Origin of the sequence: Celerinatantimonas yamalensis (genome assembly GCF_046054155.1) — a bacterium.
Lineage (GTDB): Bacteria > Pseudomonadota > Gammaproteobacteria > Enterobacterales > Celerinatantimonadaceae > Celerinatantimonas > Celerinatantimonas yamalensis.
In genome coordinates, this window is sequence record NZ_JBEQCT010000002.1 from 412352 (window position 1) to 434865 (window position 22514).

14 protein-coding genes are annotated in these 22514 nt (G+C 43.0%); 7 read left to right on the plus strand and 7 right to left on the minus strand.

Translation table 11 applies throughout. The annotated features are described in order from the left end of the window. Positions 1–9: 9 nt before the first annotated feature. The 5 genes from ABUE30_RS06420 to ABUE30_RS06440 form a co-directional block, all read right to left on the minus strand. A complete protein-coding gene (locus ABUE30_RS06420) occupies positions 10–1527 on the minus strand; it encodes a sugar ABC transporter ATP-binding protein (RefSeq protein WP_408622886.1) in 1518 nt (505 codons plus the stop codon). Then, positions 1527–2123, minus strand: a complete 597-nt coding sequence (locus tag ABUE30_RS06425; RefSeq protein WP_408622887.1) for a DUF2291 family protein — start codon at positions 2121–2123, stop codon at positions 1527–1529. The genes ABUE30_RS06420 and ABUE30_RS06425 overlap by 1 nt, the downstream gene beginning before the upstream one ends. A 67-nt stretch (positions 2124–2190) precedes the next feature. Beyond that, a complete protein-coding gene (locus ABUE30_RS06430; RefSeq protein ID WP_408622888.1) occupies positions 2191–3129 on the minus strand; it encodes a D-ribose ABC transporter substrate-binding protein in 939 nt (312 codons plus the stop codon). 462 nt (positions 3130–3591) lie between these two features. Then, the gene (locus tag ABUE30_RS06435) at positions 3592–5352 is read right to left on the minus strand and encodes an ArnT family glycosyltransferase (protein WP_408622889.1); all 1761 of its coding nucleotides are present in this window, start codon (positions 5350–5352) and stop codon (positions 3592–3594) included. A 980-nt stretch (positions 5353–6332) separates the two neighbouring features. Next, the gene (locus tag ABUE30_RS06440; protein ID WP_408622890.1) at positions 6333–7328 is read right to left on the minus strand and encodes a DMT family transporter; all 996 of its coding nucleotides are present in this window, start codon (positions 7326–7328) and stop codon (positions 6333–6335) included. Positions 7329–7833: 505 nt separating this feature from the next. Between ABUE30_RS06440 and ABUE30_RS06445 the strand changes: the two genes are divergently transcribed. Further along, positions 7834–8760, plus strand: coding sequence for a LysR substrate-binding domain-containing protein (locus ABUE30_RS06445; protein ID WP_408622891.1), 927 nt, complete (start codon positions 7834–7836; stop codon positions 8758–8760). Positions 8761–8792: 32 nt separating this feature from the next. On the opposite strand, the gene ABUE30_RS06450 is transcribed toward ABUE30_RS06445, so the two are convergent. Beyond that, positions 8793–9773 carry a GGDEF domain-containing protein gene (locus ABUE30_RS06450; protein WP_408623194.1) on the minus strand — a complete coding sequence of 327 codons (981 nt, stop codon included), beginning with the start codon at positions 9771–9773 and terminating at the stop codon, positions 8793–8795. 574 nt (positions 9774–10347) lie between these two features. Between ABUE30_RS06450 and ABUE30_RS06455 the strand changes: the two genes are divergently transcribed. The 5 genes from ABUE30_RS06455 to ABUE30_RS06475 all read left to right on the plus strand — a co-directional run bounded on the left by ABUE30_RS06455 (position 10348) and on the right by ABUE30_RS06475 (position 16928). Beyond that, positions 10348–11838 (plus strand): PTS fructose transporter subunit IIC, encoded by a 1491-nt coding sequence (locus ABUE30_RS06455; protein ID WP_408622892.1) that lies wholly within the window; start codon positions 10348–10350, stop codon positions 11836–11838. Then, positions 11831–12322: a PTS sugar transporter subunit IIA gene (locus tag ABUE30_RS06460; protein WP_408622893.1), complete on the plus strand. Its 492-nt coding sequence runs from the start codon at positions 11831–11833 to the stop codon at positions 12320–12322. The genes ABUE30_RS06455 and ABUE30_RS06460 overlap by 8 nt, the downstream gene beginning before the upstream one ends. Then, positions 12319–14985, plus strand: coding sequence for a glycoside hydrolase family 38 N-terminal domain-containing protein (locus ABUE30_RS06465; protein ID WP_408622894.1), 2667 nt, complete (start codon positions 12319–12321; stop codon positions 14983–14985). Before ABUE30_RS06460 ends, ABUE30_RS06465 begins: the two co-directional genes overlap by 4 nt. An 81-nt stretch (positions 14986–15066) precedes the next feature. Further along, the gene (locus ABUE30_RS06470; protein WP_408622895.1) at positions 15067–15870 is read left to right on the plus strand and encodes a MurR/RpiR family transcriptional regulator; all 804 of its coding nucleotides are present in this window, start codon (positions 15067–15069) and stop codon (positions 15868–15870) included. A 173-nt stretch (positions 15871–16043) separates the two neighbouring features. After that, a complete protein-coding gene (locus ABUE30_RS06475; RefSeq protein ID WP_408622896.1) occupies positions 16044–16928 on the plus strand; it encodes an AEC family transporter in 885 nt (294 codons plus the stop codon). Positions 16929–17614: 686 nt separating this feature from the next. On the opposite strand, the gene aegA is transcribed toward ABUE30_RS06475, so the two are convergent. Then, positions 17615–19609: a formate-dependent uric acid utilization protein AegA gene (gene aegA, locus ABUE30_RS06480; protein ID WP_408622897.1), complete on the minus strand. Its 1995-nt coding sequence runs from the start codon at positions 19607–19609 to the stop codon at positions 17615–17617. 929 nt (positions 19610–20538) lie between these two features. Here aegA and ABUE30_RS06485 point away from each other — a divergent pair. After that, a complete protein-coding gene (locus ABUE30_RS06485; protein ID WP_408622898.1) occupies positions 20539–22509 on the plus strand; it encodes a beta-glucoside-specific PTS transporter subunit IIABC in 1971 nt (656 codons plus the stop codon). The last annotated feature ends 5 nt before the right edge of the window (positions 22510–22514 follow it).

Sequence of the window (22514 nt, forward strand, 5' to 3'; positions counted from 1 at the left end):
TTTTCATAATTAAAACCCTTGTGCACTGGCTAAAACTAAATCAGACTCAGTTGTTTTTTCACGAGCAATATCTGCTGTCATCTTGCCATTTGACATGACGATAATACGGTCAGACACCGACATGATTTCTTTAAGATCTGATGTTGAAAATAATATTCCAATACCTTGATTTGACAATTTAACCATCATTTCAAATACATCCCCTTTAGCGCCAACATCTATTCCTCTAGTCGGCTCATCTAATAATAGTAATTTTGGCTCTGTCAAAAGGGCTCGACCAATTACAACCTTTTGTTGATTCCCACCACTGAGTGCATTAATTTCAATATCAGGTGATGACACTTTAATCGATAAATCGCCAATAATATGTTTCACCGCTTGTTGCTCTTCGTCATTAGAAATGACCACACCCTTTAATCGTTTCCATAAACTTGCGATGGTTAAATTATTAGATACTGAGCTAACTGAGAATATGCCTGACTGTTTTCGATCTTCAGGGACTAATCCAATTCCCATTTTTATGCGATCCGATGTTCGCACTTTATTTTGAATGATTTTCCCATTAAGATAAAACTTACCCGAATATTCCTGCTTACCTAGAATACATTCAAATAACTCTGTTCTACCCGCACCCATCAAACCATAGATACCAACGATCTCGCCTTTTCGAACATAAAAGCTAGCATCATCTACAAGCTTATGTTCTGATTCACTGGCAAGCGTGATATTTTCAGCTTCAAAGATCTTAACGCCATACGATCGCCTCTCAGGCAAAAAATTACTTACCGGGTCGCTACCTAACATCTGCCGAACAATCCATGGCACGCTGATATCTTTTACTTGCGCCTCACATTGGAACTTACCATCGCGTAAAATCGTAATGTAAGTACCAATCGTCATCAGCTCTTCCAGTCGATGCGAGATGTAAATGATAGAAACTCCATCGGCAGTCAAATCCCTGATCACATCAAATAAGATGGCGATCTCTTTGGCACTTAAGGCCGATGTGGGCTCATCCAGAATTAAAATATCAACCTCATAAGCCAGCGACTTTGCAATTTCAACAAGCTGCTTCTGACCAACCTTCAAGTTTCCGACTAACTCATCAGGACTAACATCTTGTTTGAGGCGAGCCATCAACTTTTGCGTAATTTGATATTGATTTTTGTTATCGATGGGACGAATCCCCTGCTGATGTTCCCGACCGAGGAAGATATTATCGGCCACCGACAAATTTTCAGATAAAGTCAGCTCTTGGTGAACCATACCGATGCCATGGTTTGATGCATCTCGAATATTCTTAATAACAATGGGCTGTTCATTTAAATAAATTGTTCCTGATGTAGGGAGTTGCGTACCCGACAAAATATTCATTAATGTCGATTTACCAGCACCATTTTCACCAATAATGACATTAACCGCACCTTTATAGACATTATAAGAAACGTCGTCGAGTGCTTTGGTTCCAGGAAACACCATAGATACATTTTCTGCCCTCATAATAATGTCATGATCAATCGAATCCATTATTGTCTCCTATCGATAATTAGAGGGATTGCAGCAAGTATTTTATGATTATTGATCGATACTGCAGCAACAACATGGATGGGCGAATTAACCCATGATGTTTCAGGAATGGTAATATTGTGAATAGCTTTTTTATTGATCGCTTTTGATAATCGAGCAAACTGAACTTGGTTTTTAACATCATCAAATGAAATAATGGATGATGCATCACGAATCGCATTACTTAATATCATTGGACCGAAATTAAGTTGAATATCACCCACGTTGGTTGAAACAGTTAATAAACGTTTTAACCCTGTAGGCTGATATGCGGTCACTTTCCCGTCAAATTTTACAAATACATGATAGGTGTCACTGTGATTAAGCTGCATGGCCGTGTTTAAATCAATCGCTTTAGTTTGAGCCTCCGCAAATAATTTTGGCCATATTTTATTAGTAATATCACTAGGTGACATATTATCAAATGATAGCTGTGCTTTAGGGTCAACTGGTAAAATTGGATTCCCTTGAGCATCTAATTTCACGACATGACATGCAGTTACTGTTATAGCTAACGATATCGAAAACAAGATGCGCAATATATGTTTTAAAAACATACCCGTACCCTCTGTAATCATTATTAGGTTGGCAAAGAGTGGCTATGCACTCTTTGCCAAGCGTTAGCTATTTTTTCAAAGCAAACTGATCTAATCGGCTCGCATTGTTCTTGTCGATCAAGATGCAATCGATCAATTGTTTTTCCGCCACGCCAGTTGAGCCGGTACGAATGTATTTATCCGCCTCGATTACGGCCAATTGAGCTTGATACCAAGCAGGTTGTAAAACGGTCGCCTTAATATTGCTGTCGTTTAAGATTGAGTCACGAGTATAGTTACTGCCATCAAATCCAACCACAACAACATCGTGACGGTTCGCAGCTTTTAGCGCCGCTTCAGCACCAAGTGCCATGGTGTCATTACCTGCAATCACCCCTTTAATGTCAGGATGAGCTTGTAACATTGACTCCATCCGAGTAAAAGCCTCTGTTTGGCTCCAGTTAGCTGTTTGCTGAGCGACCATTTTCAGCCCTTCATAGTCATCCAGTACATCATGATAGCCTTGCGAGCGAACATGGGCGTTAGTGTCTGATTCACGGCCGAGCAACTCAACGTAATTGCCTTTACCTCCCATAAGTTCAACAAATTTTGCACCACCAAGCTGGGCACCTTGATAGTTATTCGAAACAATTTGTGCTGCAGCAATCCCCGTCTTGTTAATTTCTCTATCAATCAAAAAGGTAGGAATACCTGCTTTTTTAGCCTTTTCAACAGCACCGATGGTCACATTAGCGCCGGCATTATCAAGAATAATGGCTTTGGCTTTGCGAGCAATGGCAATATTGACCAACTGATTTTGCTTGTTGGCGTCATCATCATGTGACGCAACCAGTGTCTTGTATCCCAATTCTTTCGCTTTAGTCTGAGCAGCTACCGCCTCGGACTTAAAAAAAGGATTATCGTGGGACGGAGTAATAATGGCGATTAAACCGTTATCGGCGGCAGCCCAACCAGAGAACAACATGGAGAAGCCTAGGACACCTATTTTAAGTAGTTTACTGTTCATATTTCGACCCTTTGAATATATATTCAGTTATTATTATTTATTCATAATCAACTTAACCGAGGAAAATAAGGGTGTCCATTAAAAATTGAGCAAAATATAAACAGCGTCACAAAATTAGGATCGACATTGTCTATTTTGTGTAAGAAGTCATTGCATCGAGGTTGAGATATTGAAGTTGGAATGGGAAATCTGAAAGTAGATAGACTCGCAGAAATAATGGGAGCAGCTTCCGTCAAGACTAGCAAAAGAGGCACAGCGGCCCTGACAAATTCCAAGCAGAAACGCTCAAATTAGGCACTGTATGAGTAAACTGGAAGTGATTGAACCCTTGAATATCTAAGAAATAGACAATGTCAATCCAGAACTGAAATATGACATTGTCTCCTGATGAGCACTTCGATAGGCCTTAGCTAAACTAAGGTAGTAGGATACTAAGTGCCTAATCGCCTCAGCGTATTCGTTTTAGTTCTGTTTGAGTTGCTGGCTTGAAGGCGACACCGGCTTTATCCCTGTTAACCACAATACTGCACCGTGCTTTTTATCATAACGGGGATGTCCAACTAGCAATAACTGATATGGGGTTTTGGCCGATAATCCAATATATGTCATTGGATTCTTTTTAACATTATCGATGTCAACCAGAAGGTAGTCATATTGACTGTCTTTACCATCGATGATCTGCTGTACACGGGCTTTTGCAACCATAGGAACAGCCCAATCATCATAAATATAAAATATCGATGACATGGTTTCGCTAAAATCGACGCCCGCAATGCGAGCTCTCTTATCTTGTGGGATCTGACTGACAAAAGCATTCAGATCAGGTTTCATGTTTTTAGCCACATCAATCCCCACAAAAATATGATGAAAAACAGCAATAAAAAACAGTGATGTCATTAACGCTAATTTTGTCCAACTCGGCCATTTTGTCACTTCGATTTTTATGATCAAAACAATGGCTAGCACACACCAAAGTGCGCTCATCTGCCAGGTTGAGAGCCATGTCATCAATGCTTTTGGAATTTTTCCACTAGGTAAAAAACCAGCCCATAATGGCGTTACAGCAAATATTGCTAATAACACAATCATGATCCCTAACCAAAACCGTCGATACCAGAGCGACCAACGACCTTTCACCGTTAAAATCGCATCCGCTGCCATAAGAGCAAACAAAGGCGTCAATGGTGCAAGATACATTGTACGTTTTGTTACCGAGTAAGAGAGAATAAAAACGGCCAAACAAAACCAACAAAGAAAGAAACCATCTGACCAGCTTGATGGATGCCGACTCACAACTCTTTTAACCATTGAGACTAAGCCGACGAAGAAAAAAGCAGTCCACGGTAAGGTATATTCAATCATTCCGCTGACATAATAAAATGGTTTACCGTGATTATTATGTCCTAATGTTTTGGGTGCAGTGCCTGTCAAACGACCGACTTGATTATCCCAAAACCAAGAGTGCCAAAGTTCGGGAGATGCTTGCTTATAGAAGGGATAGACCCAAGCCGCAATCACTAAACACATGATGGCTAACCCAATGATGTGAAACAACAACACATTGACCCATGATGAAGAGGCTCTCACGGTATCATGGCGTCTTAAATAGAGATAACGAGCAAAGAGTGCAATCCAAGCGGGTCCAACACAGATGGCAATGGCAACAGGGCCTTTACTTAAAAATGCCATCCCAGTTAATGCGCCTGCTAATAGCAAATAACGAAGTTGAAAACGTAAGTATGCTTCTGCAAAAGCCCAAATTGCAGCGACTGATGTGAATATCATAATGGCATCCACTCGTGCCCAATGAAAATTCAGCAAAAAACCTTCAAACGTTGCTAAGATACTCACACTGATCCATGCGAACTCTTTCCCCTTCAGTAACCAAGCAAGGCGAGAAAAAACAATCAATGATGCCAAACAAAGTATTCCTAACCCTAACCGTGAAGCCATCAGTGCATTCAAACCAGTAAGATGCATCAATGAAACAACATAAATAAAAAATAGAGGTGGCTTTTCAACAAATGGAATACCTGCAAATTGCGGTATGATGAAATTTCCAGAAAGATACATATTTTTAATAACTGCAACAACTCGTGGCTCATCAGGTGTCCATATTGTGTGATTGAATAATCCACTAAATATGACAGCTGCAATCGCGAGTAGTAAAAAAGACTTCCAAGAGGCTCTGTTACCTGAGTCTATGAAGATGGTATGACGCACTTTTATCTCCCAAAATTGGTATATACAGTTTTCAATAATGGCTTACCATCGTAAGCATCTGGCAACTTCTATCGCTTTAAAACCTAAGCATTATCTATTGAATTTACGCGACAGCGATACGACTGCATGGTTCAGCAAGCACGTCAATACCATGCTTATGCCCACAAAAACTACATTTATTCAGCACATCACTTAAATCATCAACATCCATTTGTAATATTTAAGGATTCCCCATTTAAAATAGCAAGTTATATCATCGACACTGCATCTTCAGGGTCATGATATGTTGTCATTTACATGTCAATTTGCTCTGATACCTAAAAGTCCTACGCGTTATTGTTACTATAGAAAAGACTTAACAATGACTTTAGCTCATTTATATCCAGAAGCAATAGCCATTTATTATGATACTTTCGTATTTGAGATTTTCCTGTTACCCCTTGAAAAACAAGGGCTATTATCTCAACTTTTTGTATCAAATAAATACAGCTTTATCGATTGATCTACACCAACCATTTCAGACTCTGAGTTGAGTGCGTAAAATCACAAGTAAAGAAAATCTATGACCACAAAGAAAACAACTAGAATCAAATAAACTTCTGAATTCAGTACTCAAGCGATACAATTGGCCTTAAAAAAGCTGCAAAACAACTGATGTTTGGTGATCTCAGCTCTTTGCATAAAAAAGAGCTGAGGCTGGAATAAGAATCTAAGCCATAGGGCGAGAACAAACTGAAGGAATGGCCAACATAGTTACTTGATCGGGTATGTAACGCAATGATTCGCTGAGTATTTTAATCAGTGCAGAGGCAATAGAAACCTGCTCTGGGAGCTTGCCATAAATATGTGAATCCGTTCTTTAGGATGCCTTAAATCCACAAAAAAAATGAAAAAAGGCGAAAGACTAATTGTCAAACCCAAGAATTCTTGGGCTATATTATGATTCCAAGTATATGTTTACCCTGCACTATGATGGGTATTCATTCAACGTGTTTTATTTGAGTATATGAATGGGACATATAAAATACACGAGTAGCCATGACAACACCGACAATCAGTAGGACTATACCACCTATATCAATAAAGCTTGGCAAACGCGATTGCGTGATGAGGCCAAAACAAATACCAAAGATAGTTTCGAAAACGACTAGCTGTGCAGACAAAGCAACCGGAAGGCGGCGCGATGCGATAGTCCAAGCCCAAACACCACCAACCGAGGACAAAAACGCCAAGGATACACCCCATAACCACAGTGAATGGGCTGACGACCAAGATAACCCGAGTGTCGGAATTTCAAATAAACCCATAGAGGAGCCTATCGGGAAAAAGAGCACTATTTCAACCGCACTAGCAACAAGTAGCATTGCACTCCACACTGAAGAATCCATTGTGGGACGATTTTCTAACGCATTTTGATTGAATAAACCAAAGCATGTCCAGAGAATAACCGCTCCCATTGCACACAGCATCCCCATATATGGCGGTAATAACTGATAACCGCGATGCATCGTATAATCATAGCCATTCAACACAATTAGCCCTGTGGCAATGAAAAACAGTGGGATGAAAAAGGAACGCCAAGCAACTGAGCCTTGATATAGATTTCCACTAATCGATAAAACCACAGGTACAAGACTCAAAATGGCAGGCGCAATCACGGGGCCAGCAAGCATTGCCGAACTAGATACTAACAGAAAGAAACCGACATACCCGGTCAAGGACAACCAAGCGATCACGGCCATATCTTTTATACCCATCCTATAAATTCTATCTCGCCGCAGCACAAGAACGATGGCGCCAACACATCCTGAAATAACAAACCGAAACAGCGCAAAATCAAAGATACTATATCGTCCAATTACAAAAGGAATAATAAAATTAAGCGACCATACTCCCGTTGCAAACAAGGCAGCAGAAATCCCTATTGCGTAATTTGCCATTTTATTTTGATAGAGCATTTTTCTATCATTATTCATAACAATTCTCTTTTGATTTTTAATTACAATACGAAAAATTCACTTTGACTTATTTAATAAAATTTATGAATTTTATATCATCGACCTAACTAACTATTCCAAATATAGAACACTGGACTCATGCCCATTGCTATAGAGAGATTGAGGGCATATGTGGCTTAGCCTTATTGTGTGACGTTATTGCCTCCCAATAACGAGGAAGCTTTTCAGTATAAGGCTCCTAGCAAGATATGGAGCGATTAAGAATAGTGACTTAGATTTACACTTAATCCACATAGTTTTTCATCGAAAAAACCAGATTTCATCATTTATTTTGAATAAAAACACTACACTTCATATATATTTAAAATTAACTTATTTCATCACAAATTAAATAGATCAACTTCATTTAGCACCTGTTTTTCTATACTTGAACGGTATCGTTACGATTTATTTGACATCATCTATCTATGACGAAATAATTACAAACGATAATAATTCACTAAGTGATGAAGTAAATTCACAAATGAGTATAAAAGATTCAAAACGCAGACTTCCCCCGTTAACGGGATTAATCGCAGCAGATGCCGTCGCGAGACAAACTAGTTTTACAGCAGCTGCAGATGAACTCAATCTCACACCTTCAGCGGTGAGTCATCGCATACGGGCTCTCGAAGACTGGTTAGGTTTTGCTCTTTTCATTCGAAATACTCGCACAGTTACCCTTACAACGCTCGGTCACCACTATCTACAGGATATCGCTAAACTTTTATCTGGCCTTGAAACAGTCACAACCCACGCGCTTGCGCAGATAGAGAAACACCAAGTGATTCGACTCCAAACAACTGATTCGTTTGCTAACCGATGGCTCGTCGAACGACTCCCGCGATTTATAGATGCTCATCCATATATTTCTGTGCAGATTATGACGCGTGAATATACCGAAGGATTCCGTACCACAAATGCAGATATCGCTATTTTATATGGCCGTGGTAACTGGGAAGGATGTATAGCGACGAAGGTTCTTGAAGAAACTATCTTTCCTGTGTTAAGTGCCAAAATGGCAAGCGAGTGGACACATTCGGAGCATCTATTTCAGTCTTATCCGCTCATTCATGATGACAATCTGGGAACAACATGGTCTGACTGGTGGTTAGCCGCTGAGGTTGAACCCGGTTACTCACATGCGCATCAATCCAAAGCAGGACTTCACTATAATCATTCACACCTTGCACTAAAAGCTGCTGAGCGAGGCGATGGCATCGCCTTAGCTAGCCAGCCATTGGTATCAGATGCTTTAACCAAGGGGGATCTTGTTGCGCCGTTCGCTTTCAAATTACACACTGGATATAGCTATTATTTACTACATCGCCATATCCCTCAAATGGCGTGTCGTATGTTTATTGATTGGATTTTAAGAGAAGTAGCATTATCCCAATCATTTGTGAAATAACCCGTCTGCACCCAGCTTGCTTGACACAACAATCACATTCGCACTAAATGAAAATTATTTTTGCCATGGTGTTTCACTTGATACATAGCGTGATCGGCTTTTTCATAGGCCATGTCAAAATTAGCATCACCAAGAACAAACTGACAGATGCCGATACTTAAGCCAATTGTAACTTCACCATTTTCTAAGCGAATAGGCAGCTGTACGCGGGATAATAAACATTCTACCGAGCGGATTAAATCGGCTTGGCACACATCAATGCACAGAAACATAAATTCATCCCCCCCTAGACGCGCAATCTTAGCCTTGGGCGGAGCATCACTTTGCAACCAGTTGGCCACCTCCAATAACACGCTATCCCCCGCTTTATGTCCTAAACGATCATTAACACATTTGAAATTATCGAGATCAATAAAAACCAGTGCACCGTCGTGATTTTTCATTTGCGTGGCTAAGTTAGCAAAGATTTGCTTAAACGCGTTACGATTAAGCAAATTGGTAAGCGGATCAGAATGAGCACGTTTCGCAAGCTCTAATTCATAACGCTTCTCTTGAGTGATATCAATGTGTGTGCCCATCATTCGCAGTGGACATCCTTGGTCGTCATATTCAACAATGCGTCCACGATCAGAGACCCAGCTATGACTCCCATTTTTGTGCAGCATGCGGTGAACAACTTGGTAAGACTCACTTTGACCATTTAAATGAGCCTGAAGATTCGCAACTACATCGAGATAATCATCTGGATGTAGTTTACTTTTCCAAATATCGACCGTCGCGTCTAACTCAGAGGCGCTAAAGCCGAGCATTTTGCCCCATTCCATATTGAAAATAGTGAGTTTACCCGTTGGTATATGTTGCTCCCACAAGCAAATCCCGGTGCCATCGAGCGCCGCTTTGAGTTTTTCTTCTAAACGTGATTTTTCACGCTTTAAGCGTTCATTTTCATCCGCTAGTCGATCGTTTTCCCGCTCTAAAGTGATAAGTCGCTGCAGGTCTGAGTCCACTATCATCGACTTCTTTGGAATATCTTGAAGTTTTTTTTTCATCGAAAATAAACTATTTTCCTTGTTCCAAAAAATTTCCCAAGAGATCGTCGGAATAAGAAAAACTACCCCCATATATCACTTTGCGAATTTGCGATTGAAGCACAAGCACAAGAAAGTGCAGTTCAACATTCAAATCCGTCATGTTGATCGCAAGTTTTAGCTGTTTAGGTAAGTCGAAGAAGACTTAAACCACAACATTTTACTGATTGAATATCTTCCTATTTTTACTCAGTAAAAAACAATAGCTATGATCCTAAACAGTACCGTTTCCCCATCTACTTGACAATCATTTATAAGTACTAAGTTTTTTACTAAATAGTATATTTTAGATTTGTTGACACATGAATAATCTAACGCACTAGCACGCAGTGCTGCCTTATCCCATGACAAAAAAACCAAGAAATAGATGATTTATTGAAAATAAAGTTCAAAATATCAATTAATATGCGCTATATCGCACTTCAAAAATGAATGTTTTTACCAATTAGATAAAAATGCATATGTTATATACCTCCTTGGCTATGAAGAGACGTCAAATATGAAGATTGTCGCTATTACTTCCTGCGCTGCTGGTATATCTCATACCTTTATGGCAGAAGAGGCTCTATTGGCGGCGGGCAAAGCCAGCCAACATAATATTCGAGTTGAAACACAAGGTAATATTGGTGTGCAAACTCCGTTAACAGCTGATGAAATAGCTCAAGCAGAGCTGGTTATTATCGCCACCGATGTGTATGTCGATACGCACCGCTTCGTCGGTAAACGGATCTACCAAGTCAGTACCAATGCAGTCATCAGCAACGCCGCAAACGTGATTGAGCAAGCAACGGTGAATGCGCAGTTACTGCCCGATGAAATAGTGCAAGGCAAAGGGACGACGGTCGGCTCAGTCACATTAGGTACAGCGAGTCATAATAGCTTCTTTCGACACACCATGAACGGCGTGGGGTATATGATCCCCATGGCCACATGTGGTTTACTGTTGGCATTGGCAAATATTTTTGCATTTCACAGCGATGCCCAAGGCCACTTAGTGAAATGGGGCTTTGATAATAGCACTGCTATGGGTTATTTCATGTCGCATCTATTCCAGGTAGGCAAGGTCGGCTTTACTTTAATGATCCCGCTATTTGCTGGATTTGTCGCCTGCTCTATCGCCGATCGCCCCGCTATTGCGCCAGCGATGATCGGAGCTTATTTAGCCAATGATCCGAGCTTTTTAGGCACTAAAACTGGGGGTAGTTTTTTAGCCGCACTTTTGATCGCCTTTATTGTTGGTTACTTTGTATTGTATTTAAAAAAATTACCATGGCCTAAGTTTATTCAGCCATCACTGCCTATCTTAATTATTCCCGTCATCTCGACGTTCTTTATTTTTATTTTTGTCTTATATGGCATCGGCAAACCAATTTCGCTGGCAATGGATGCAATGTATCACGGCTTAAATGTCTTAGTCACTCAGCACAAAGGTTCTAGCTTCTTAATTGGCGCGGTGATTGGCGGCATGATTGGCTTTGACTTTGGCGGGCCGATTAACAAAACAGCTTATCTATTTAGCACCGCGATTTATATCGATACCCTAGGCCAATATGGTGTTCAAGGTGCAAATTTACTCCCATTTACCGCTGTGCAAGCCGCTATTTCAATTGCACCATTAGGGGTATTTGTTGCTTCACGCTTATTTAAACATAAATTTACCACTGATGAACATAATGCCGCCAACGCCGCTTGTGCAATGGGCTTGGTTGGTGTTTCTGAAGGAGCGATTCCTTTTGCTGCGGCAAATCCACTGCAACTTATCGTTGCCAGTGTCTGCGGCTCAGCCTTAGCCGGTGGCTTAGTTGGCCTATGGGGGATTAAAAACTTTGGGGGGCTCGGCTCGCCGCTTGGTACCATTATTGGTTATGTCCAACAGCCTTGGCCAATTATCTCATGGCTATTATGTACAGGTGCGGGAATTCTCGTCACAGCCCTCATTATCGGTTTATGGCGTCAACAACCTGTCACAACGGAGGCACCTCATGTTTAATCGTTTATTTAAAAGTACACCTCATCTGTCACGACCTTTATTTGACATATCACATATCATTTATGACAACGATTCAACAGATAAACGCCAAGCGCTAGCGTTTATTGCCCGCAACGTTATGCAGGCCGGTTATGTACGCTCCGATACCGTATTTTTAAACGATCTGCTCGCTCGCGAGGCACAATCTTCAACCGGTTTTAAAGATGCCATTGCGACCCCCCACGCAAAAAGTAAACAGGTCCTGCATGCGGGGATTTGGGTCTGCCAATTCAGTCATCATATCGCGTGGGAAACGATGGATGAAAAACCCGTAAAAGTCGCAGTTGCGCTGCTTATTCCAGCCACGAATGACCAAGCCGCCATGTTGCCGTTAATCTCGATTTCACGGGCTAATATGCGCGATGACTTTCGCCGCATTCTCACCAGTGAGCAACCTAATGAGATTGACCAAGCGATTCTGCGTGCCATTGAGGGAACACGATGAGTAAAGTCATTCACGTTATTGCTCATACCCATTGGGATTATGAGTGGTATTTCACCCATTCAGAGTCAACCGTGCAGCTGGTTTATCATTTAGACGATCTCTTTGATGCATTCGAGTCAGGCCAGCTCACGCACTACATTCTTGATGGGCAGCTCAGCATTGTTGAGGATTACTTAGCCCTAGTCCCCCGTAATAAAGCAAAGCTGAGTCAATGGGTTTGCCAAAATAAGCTCAAGATTGGCCCTTGGTATACTCAAACCGATCAGTTAATCATTAGCGGTGAGTCAATCGTGCGTAACTTGCAGCTCGGCATTGAAAGCGCACGCCACTTAGGTGGCTGTTGGATGATGGGCTATGTTCCAGATGCTTTTGGCCAAAGCATCGATATGCCTAAAATATATGCGGGTTTTGACATTAAACGCAGTGTGTTTTGGCGGGGTTTAGCCTCATCAACCTGCCCAACACGCGAGTTCAACTGGCGCAGTGAAGATGGCAGCCAAGTACAGTGTTATCAACTGCGCAATGGCTATTACTTAGCTGAAGAGCAAATTCGCTCGCAACACCCTGATGACATTGTGACGATGATTGCTCAAGATACCAATAGCCATCATCTACCCATGCCTTATGGTGCCGATCAAATTAAGGTAGATACCTGCTTGACCGAGCGTATCAACACCTATAATCGTCAGAGCCAGCATCAATTTATTCAAAGCAGTTACGAAGCTCTTTTTGATGGCATCAACACCGAAGAACATCAACTTGCGACCATCGAAGGCGAGATGATTGATGGGCAGTTTTCCAAGATACATCGTTCCATCTATTCTACCCGTTATGATCATAAACAGCTCAACGATAAGATAGAAACGCATATGAGTTTGGTGCTCGAACCATTAATGCTTATGGCAAGTCAGTTAGGTATTCCCTATAAACAAGGCGTGATAACAGCGCTGTGGAAACAGCTGCTACGTAATCACGCTCACGATAGTGCCGGAGGCTGCAATAGCGATCGCACCAATCAGCAAATTTTACAACGCCTCACCACCACCGCACAGATGACAACGGCCAATATCGACTTCTTAGTCCACAAACTCGCCGAATCATATATCTCCGCAAACACCCAGCACATACCGTTAATGTTGCTAAATACTTTACCCGTCGCTCGCCATGAAGTGACCGTCGTCGAGCTGGCTACCGAACAACCTGAATTTCAGTTGATCGATCCAGATGGGAAGCCAGTTACATACACACTATTAAGCTCGACTCGTTGCTATCGCGGCAGTATAAAGCGCGATCCCAAAGATCACGACCCCGCGCTTTATTATTACCAACAGCAAATTGAGTTTTTCGCCGAGTTGCCTGCATTAGGATTTTGCTGTTACAGCATCCAAGAATGTAAGGCGCCAACTCATTTGATTCAAAGTTACTCATTGGCAAATGCCAGTATCCAAAATCAGCGATTACACATAGAACTGCGCTACGGGCAATTGCATTTAACCGATACCCTGACCCAGAGCCATTGGCAAGATTTCTTAACCATTTATGATATGGGCGATGATGGTGACAACTATGATTATTCTCCGCCGCAGCAAGACTGGCAGCTATCACTGAACTTTACCAATGCTCAAAGTCTGCAGCAAACCAGTGCCACCAGCCAGCGATTAATATTAGAAGGTCACTGGCTACTACCAGCTAATTTAGCAGAACGCGCATTGCATCAGTGCTCGGTTAAACAAACCTATCGCTTAAGCTTGATCCTACGCAATGATGGGCCATTGGAAATTGATTTAATGGTTGACAATAAAGCCTGTGATCATCGCATGCAACTGTTGGTTCACAGTGATATTCAGACTACAGATTCCATTGCAGATACACCGTTTGGCTGTGTTCAACGTGCGAATCACCATCCGTTGATGGATAACTGGCAAAAACAAGGCTGGAAAGAGGAACCCTCGGCTATTTATCCATTGATCCACCATGTTTCATTCGTAGATCACTCCAAATCACTCACGCTCTATGCATGTGGGATCAAAGAGTATCAAGTTTACACCGATTTTCTGACCACAGAGGCAACAACACCAACCACTGCATTGGCATTAACGCTATTTCGGTCCATAGGTTGGCTTGGCAAACCGGATCTTCAACGCCGCCCTGGCGTCGCCTCTGGGCAGCAGTTTAAATATATTCCGACGCCGGATAGCCAGTTACTGCAACCATTAACCTTCAAAATAGGACTCGACTTACATCCGAATTATCAAGGCGCACTGCTGATGCAAAATTGGCAGCGTTTAGCAGTGCCGATCATCAGCTATCAGCAGCAACAATTAAACCGATTTACCAATACTATGAAGTACTTTGGTGTCAATCCGCTACCGAATGCGTTAGCATCGCGTTTTAGTTTACTCACGATTAATGCGCCTCAATTAGTCTGCAGCGCGATAAAACAGGCCCAAGCGGATGAGGGATGGATTATTCGAATCTATAATCCTGCTAGCTACGCAATTACTGACGCAGGCTTTGTACAATTGCCAGAGCACATCAATACAGCAGCCTTAGTGAACTTAAATGAGCAGCAACCCCAACCAATTCCGATTCACCAAGCGATGCTGCATCTGGGTCTATTTGCACCGAAGCAGATAAAAACCTTTAAGGTATATAGCGCCTAATTGGCCCCTTCGCACGGTGTCAACGGCGGCAAGGGAATCATGACATTGGGATATGGATGCAAATTGAGGAGAATGAGTCATATGGCTATGAATAACGATCTGACGATGATCATCCGTTATGCGCGGGTCAAATTCACGCGAACCGATCATCAAATCGCCGATTATCTGCTCTCGCACTCCAGCCCAGAAAAAATTGAGCCATTAGCGCTGCACATTGGCGTATCCATCTCCAGTTTAACCCGTTTTATTAAGAAACTTGGATTTTCATCGTTTAAGGAGTTCTATTATCGCTATCAACAGCAACTTAATGGCAATCAACACGACAATTCCGCCAATCAACATGACGCACTGCATTATGAATATGTCAATCTATTACAAAACATCCATGAGCAGTTAGATGTCACAGTAACCGAAGCTCTAGCTCAGGGTATTGCGCAGCGAACAGGGTTTCATGTGTTTGGCGCAGGGTTTAGCACGTTTGCCGCTGAAGATCTCAAGCTACGTTTTCGCCGATTAGGTAAATTTGTTGAGATCATTACCGATATCGACTCAATGAAAATGTACAGTCCGCTGCTTAAAGCCGATGATTTACTCATTGTATTGTCACTCAATGGTCGCAGCGAGCGTTTGACACACTACTTAGCCACATTGCAAGAGCGCCACGTCACCATTGCGTGTATCAGCGCAAATAAAAAATCTCCCCTGTTGGCCCTGGCAAATCACGCACTTATCACCGCATCGCTCAATGGAGAAGAGGCAACCGGCATGATTACACCGCAGCTGCCTTTGCTGATGGCCATTGACTTTCTCTATTATATCTATGTATCGCGTTACCAAGACTCGATTAATTTGTGGATGCAAACAGAAAAAGATTATCTGGCTTAAAGCCCTCTTCTCATCACTGACCAGCATCATTCATCTTCTTCATTTTACGGTTATTTCAAACACGCTTTTAGCGCATCGCTCTGATATATTATTCAAGCGGTTAGCGTTAAGATGAATGAACACCGCCTCACGCGTTCCGATTCGTCACCAAGATGCTCATCCTAAGGAGTTCCATGTTTATTGCCTTTCTCGCAGCCATTGTGCCGGTATTAATCATCGCAGGGCTTGGCGCTATACTCAGTCGCAACACCAGCTATTTAGACGATCCAAACCTGCCACAGTTAGTGGTAAATGTCGGCATGCCGTGTCTGTTATTACACTCGATGCTCGGCAACCACATTGACTTTTTTGGGATGGGTAAATTGGTGCTCGCCAGTGCTCTAGCACTATTGGCAATGGTGATTGTCTCTTTGATTGTTCTTAAGTTGATGGGATTAAAAGCGCGCTTCTATCTGCCGGTCCTAGTCAACCCTAATACTGGCAATTTAGGAATACCTATCGCTTATGCACTGCTTGGTAATCAAGGGTTGGCAGGCGCGGTGATCATCTCATCAGTGATTGAAATCAGCCACTTTACGTTAGGTATTGGATTGATGTCAGGCAGTTATTCCCCACGTCGGTTACTCGCCAACCCACCCATTATCTCGCTGATCATCGGCGCGGTGATTTTAGGGCTTAAGATCCCTGTCCCTCATTTTCTGTTGCAGGTCTTTACCATGCTAGGCAGCATTGCCGTGCCCATTATGTTATTGATGTTAGGCCGCTCTTTGGCACATATGAAGGTACATGAAGCCAATTGGGTGCGTCTATCATTTTTAGCGCTGTATCGCCCCGCGATTGGCTTATCGATGGCGTGGGGCGCAGCGCTATTATTACATCTATCACCGCTTCATAGCGCAAATTTAATGATCGCCTTTTGTATGCCTGTCGCTGTTTTAAACTATATTTTTGCCACCCGCTACAAAGGCCCTGTCAATGATGTTGCGGGATTGACGTTTTTAACCTTACCCACGGCCTTTCTCGCTTTAATAGTGATCCGGCTGTTTATCTTGCCATAAATAGATCGCCTGATATGAGGTGCTGAAGCAGAGAAAACGCATGAAGGGCGAGCCAGTCAACTCAATGCGCTCACATCGTTCCCTAATAGATAGAGTGACCACACCTATGTTCACTTTTTGAACGCAGCCTTTGGTTTACTAAGAAAATCGCTTCAGATCATCCAAAGGTGATTAGGTTTACGCCAATCATTGTTTATTTAATGAATATGGATTGATTAAAAAATATTTAAGCATTTGCTCTGCCCTATTAGAAAGCCAGTAAATTACTAAATTAACTAAGAGCGGATGCTATTAGTACAAAATATACTATCGATACACTATTCACTTTGTGCTAAATAGGACTAATATAAATCTCGTGTTTGAAATATATATTCAAATATAAATCAAAGGGTTAACTGTTAGTTATCAATGATGAGGTAACATATCATGGCTAAAAATAAAGAAACTAAAAAAGCAGCTCCAGCGCCAGCTAAACAAAATACTAAAAAAGCCAGCCCTAAAGTTTCTAAATAAATTTTAGAAAGGCTCCTGCCTTTAACGTCACAATCTAATCATCTGTGCGTTAATGTACAAGTTCCGTCCCAAACGGAACTTGTATAAAATAGCTCTATTCATCTCTGTTTAAATCCATCGGTAAATACAAACTTCCACCTAGATCGTTTGCTATTGCTTCCATATTGACTTGTTTACTCAGTGTGATGGCTTTGAGTTAGATAACTTAAGAGCCCTGCCGCCGCATGTCGACCTTCAGCCATAGCAGTGACCACTAAATCAGCGCCGCGCACCGCATCCCCCCCAGCAAAAATCTTTGGATTGCTGGTCTGATAGGGATAATGGCTTTGCACACTAGCGACAATGCGCCCTTGGGTGTTTATATCAATATGCCGTTCAGCTAACCATGTAAGATCGTGAGGCAAAAAGCCAAAGGCGATAATCACGGCATCGGCGGGCATCACAAATTCTGAGCCCGCGATAGGCTCTGGTCGACGTCGGCCATCATCCCCCGGCTCACCAAGCTGGGTGCGCAACATTTGAATACCACTGACAGAGCCGTCTTGGTTGAGCTCAATACTAATGGGTTGCACATTAAATTCAAATTCAACGCCCTCTTCCTTAGCGTTTTGCACCTCTTTTTTCGAGCCTGGCATATTCGCTTCATCACGTCGATACGCGCATGTAACGTGCTTAGCGTCTTGTCGCAGCGCAGTACGCACACAATCCATTGCCGTGTCGCCGCCGCCTAACACCACCACTTGCTGATGGACCAAATCAATATAAGGTTGCTCAGGCAGCTCATCTAAACGCATTAAAAAACGGGTGTTCGCAATTAAATAAGGCAACGCATCAAACACACCAGGCGCATCGTTATGAGGCAACTTCACTTGCATCGGCTGGTAAGTTCCCACCCCAACAAACATCGCGTCATACTCTTCGAGCAATTGAGAAACCGCAATATCTTGGCCGACTTCACAATTGAGCTGAAATTCGATCCCCATCTGAGCAAAAATATCACGGCGCCGAGCCAGCAGTGATTTATCCAATTTAAACGCCGGAATACCAAAGGTTAGCAGCCCACCTATCTCAGGGTGGCGATCAAACACGCAAACCTTAACACCATGCCTCACTAATTGGTCAGCGCAGGCAAGCCCTGCGGGACCGGCCCCAACAATGGCAACTTTGTATCCGGTCGGCACCACCGACGAGAGATCGGGCTGCCAGCCGCTAGCAAACGCTTGCTCAGCGATATAACGCTCGATATTGCCAATCGTCACCGCACCAGTACTATCTTTTAATGTACATTGGTTTTCACAGAGGCGATCTTGCGGGCAGATGCGTCCGGTGATTTCAGGCATACAGTTAGTCTGATGCGACAGTTCAACCGCCTCCATCACCCGTCCAGCTTTAATCAGTTCAATCCATTGAGGAATATGGTTATGCAGCGGACATTGCCACTCACAGATACTGTGATCGCCACATTTAAGGCACCGTTCACTTTGTTGTTGTGCTTGCTCTGTCGAAAAGGTTTGATAAAGCTCTGTAAACTGAGTTCGACGAATAGCTAACGGTATTTTGATGGGATCTTGACGAGGCGCAGTGGTCGCTATCTGCGCGAGTTTACTTTTCGCAGACTCGGGTTCGATACTCTCATCCAACGCATTATCATATTGATCGCGATGCCAAGGTTGGGCACTCTTAATCGCCGCCAATTGGCGCCGCGTATTGTTCATCACCGCTAATTGCGTCGCATCAACTAATTGCAAAGCGCCGCTGGGGCATTGCTCCACGCAAGCCGGACCAGCGTCACGGCCTTCACACAAATCACACTTTATCGCTTGGGCGTTTATTCCATCATCAACAGATTGCAGCACCACTTCAAATGCGCCAAACGGACAACTCACTTCGCAACTTTTACAACCAATACATAGACTTTGCTCCACGTGGACACTCCCCCCTTGCGAGGTTATGGCACCCATCGGGCAACTGTCTACACAAGGCGCTTGTTCACAGTGGTGACAAGTCACCACATTGTGATGTTCACCGATTTTAACCACTCGAATGCGGGGGTGAAACAATGCTTCAGATACGACATGCTGATCATCGTTATGCGCCATAACGCAAGCTATCTCGCACGCATGACAGCCGATGCATTGTTGAGTATTAGTAAAAATAAAATGATTCATCACAACTCTTCTATTTAGTTGAATATACTCATTGCGATGGATTTAAGTGGTTCGTTAAGACGCTCAGAGGCGCCGAGCCATGTAGCCCAGTTGGGACAAACATTCTATTCGATTCAACATTTGTGTGGTCTTCGGCTAGAATGTAACGAATCATCAGCCATAGCGTTACTTTTTATCAACATGACATAGAAGTTGCGCGATGTCGTCTATTGCCATCAAGAGTTTGCGCTTTCACTGATCCGGATCAAAAGCGTAAGATCAATACATCGTAAAACCAACAATGACGAGACCAGATAGAACGCAGGTATAGAGCCATTGAACCTTGCCAGAGTGCGCTAGGCCAACAATCGCATAAAATGATAAAGTCGCTGATGATGAGTCGAGTTTATCAGAGTTATTAGCGTGTTAATTCAACAACAACCGCGATCATACCATCGACATCGATCATGGCGCGACGTTGGCCTAGTCATCGAATATTCGATCGCATTAGTGCTCTGTGGCGCTTATCGGTGCTGACGCCCTTGAAACAAAGCGAGATGAGTGGATATCATCAAACCGATGCTCTTTTCAAGAACAAGGCGGTCGCTCACCGACACGCGCTATCTAGAAAAATCACTGTAGGTCGGCACCCCATAACACCGTTCAGTCACCCATGATGACAACCAACGTAGTGATGACTTAATTGAGATAAAACTTAGCATGAGCAACTATGTTTAGGGCCTCTAGATCATAAAATCAATTAGTGGCATAAATATCAAGGATTACGCTCCTCCCTATTTTAAAAATTCGAAACAACTCACAGTTCAAACCACCATCTCATTAAAAAATTGATATAGGCCACACCTTATTCTGCAACCGGTTGCAAAGCGACTCTATTATTTTACTCTGAAACCGGTTGCAGATATATTTATAAACAAGGAAGGGGTCCTATGGCTACAGCAGTAAGAAATTATGCTCAACTGGCGCGCGATATCCTCGAAGAGATCGGTGGCGAGGAGAATTTGTCGTCATTCTCCCGCTGTGCGACTCGACTTCGTTTAATTATTAAAAGCATACCGGAGCATGCCGCTGAACGGATTAAGTCAATGCCGGGGGTGATTACAGTCATCATCAGTGGGGGTCAGTTCCAAGTGGTGGTAGGCACTCATGTCAGTGATCTTTATCAAGAAATGAGTCAACTGGTTGACCAGAATAAACTCAATGATACCGGCTCCAAGCAAAGCGTGATAAACGCGATGATTGCCACCATGTCAGCCATTTTTGCTCCCATTATTTATGTCTTAGCCTCCGCTGGGATCCTGCAAGGGTTATTGATCCTCGCCAAACTAGCCGCCCCTAGTTTTGAGCACACGAGCACTTACTCAATACTCAACTTTATGTCATGGACACCCTTCACCTTCTTACCCATATTTATCGCGGTGACAGCATCTAAACATTTTAAATGTAACCCCTATATTGCGGTTCTGTGTTGCGCGGCTCTGATTAATCCAGAATGGGGGAAAATGGCCGCACAAATCGCCCAAGGCCACCCGATGACATTTCTATTTTTTCCGCTAGCGAAAACGGTGTATACCGCATCGGTTCTACCGCCCATCTTCTTAGTTTGGTTACTTTCCTATCTACAACATTACCTTGAAAGAGTGCTCCCAAATATTATCAGCACCTTATTTTCGCCGCTGCTATGCATGGTCATCATGGTGCCGCTCACTTTAGTTTTAATAGGCCCTATCACGACCGATGCGGCAATGTGGATAGCCCACGGTTATAACTGGCTCTACGATGCTTTCCCGCCATTAGCAGCAGCCATCATTGGCGGTTTCTGGCAAGTGATTGTTATCTTTGGGATCCATTGGGGGATAACCCCTGTCGTTTTTGCCAACTACGCCGTTTATGGACACGATTCATTTCAAGCCTATCAAACCATTGCCGTGATTGCGCAAATGGCAGCAGCCTTTGCTTGCGCAATGCGTACTCGCAACAAATTGTTCCGAGCCACGGCACTCTCAGCAGGGGTTACGGGGATTTTTGGTATCACAGAACCGGCTATTTATGGGGTGACACTGCGTCTTAAAAAACCATTTATCTGTGGGTGTATTGGCGGTGCGCTAGGAGCTATTGTCACCAGTTTATTTGGTAGTTATTACTATGTATTTGCTGGTCTGCCCGGTATTTTGACGATGGTCAATGCGATCAGCAGCACCAATCCAATGTCATTTATTGGTGAGCTCGCAGGCGCCGCTTGCGCGATAGTCACTACCTTTATACTGATTTATAGCGTGGGGTTTGATGATCCCAAATCGGCAAATGAAAGCGATAAGTCAGCTAGTGCCCCATTATCAACATCACCTAAACCTGCGGCAATTGCCACTTCAGCGGACGCATCACAGCCATTCACACTACTTAGCCCAGCGCAAGGTCAGTTGATCGCACTAACTCAAGTCAATGATGATGGCTTTTCGCAAAAAATGCTCGGCGACGGGATAGCCATTTATCCATCTGAAGGGCAGATTATCGCCCCTTGCGATGCCATCGTGATGTCGGTAATCGACTCACAGCACGCCGTTGGCTTAATCTGTGATAACGGCGCCGAACTTCTCATTCATGTTGGATTAGACACAGTAAAGCTAAACGGGCAGCACTTTAATACGCGGGTCGCCGTGGGTGATAGCGTAAAAGCAGGCGATCTATTGATCGAATTTGACCTGTCCGTGATAGCCAACAGTGGTTATGATTTGACCACGCCTTTTATCATTCTTAATAGTGATGACTATCAACTTGATCAACTCACAACAGAGACTGCGACATTTGCACAGCCGCTCATGCAGTTATCTGAAAAGCACATTTCTCAAACACATATCTCTCAAGTTGAGCTATCTCAAGTTCAACTATCTCAATCGTAGGAGCT

Bases quoted from the DNA above. Each gene is read 5' to 3' on its own strand.
- ABUE30_RS06420 (WP_408622886.1), bottom strand. From the start codon at position 1,527: ATGGATTCGATTGATCATGACATTATTATGAGGGCAGAAAATGTATCT.
- ABUE30_RS06425 (WP_408622887.1), bottom strand. From the start codon at position 2,123: ATGTTTTTAAAACATATATTGCGCATCTTGTTTTCGATATCGTTAGCT.
- ABUE30_RS06430 (WP_408622888.1), bottom strand. From the start codon at position 3,129: ATGAACAGTAAACTACTTAAAATAGGTGTCCTAGGCTTCTCCATGTTG.
- ABUE30_RS06440 (WP_408622890.1), bottom strand. From the start codon at position 7,328: ATGAATAATGATAGAAAAATGCTCTATCAAAATAAAATGGCAAATTAC.
- ABUE30_RS06445 (WP_408622891.1), top strand. From the start codon at position 7,834: ATGAGTATAAAAGATTCAAAACGCAGACTTCCCCCGTTAACGGGATTA.
- ABUE30_RS06450 (WP_408623194.1), bottom strand. From the start codon at position 9,773: ATGATAGTGGACTCAGACCTGCAGCGACTTATCACTTTAGAGCGGGAA.
- ABUE30_RS06455 (WP_408622892.1), top strand. From the start codon at position 10,348: ATGAAGATTGTCGCTATTACTTCCTGCGCTGCTGGTATATCTCATACC.
- ABUE30_RS06460 (WP_408622893.1), top strand. From the start codon at position 11,831: ATGTTTAATCGTTTATTTAAAAGTACACCTCATCTGTCACGACCTTTA.
- ABUE30_RS06465 (WP_408622894.1), top strand. From the start codon at position 12,319: ATGAGTAAAGTCATTCACGTTATTGCTCATACCCATTGGGATTATGAG.
- ABUE30_RS06470 (WP_408622895.1), top strand. From the start codon at position 15,067: ATGGCTATGAATAACGATCTGACGATGATCATCCGTTATGCGCGGGTC.
- ABUE30_RS06475 (WP_408622896.1), top strand. From the start codon at position 16,044: ATGTTTATTGCCTTTCTCGCAGCCATTGTGCCGGTATTAATCATCGCA.
- aegA (WP_408622897.1), bottom strand. From the start codon at position 19,609: ATGAATCATTTTATTTTTACTAATACTCAACAATGCATCGGCTGTCAT.
- ABUE30_RS06485 (WP_408622898.1), top strand. From the start codon at position 20,539: ATGGCTACAGCAGTAAGAAATTATGCTCAACTGGCGCGCGATATCCTC.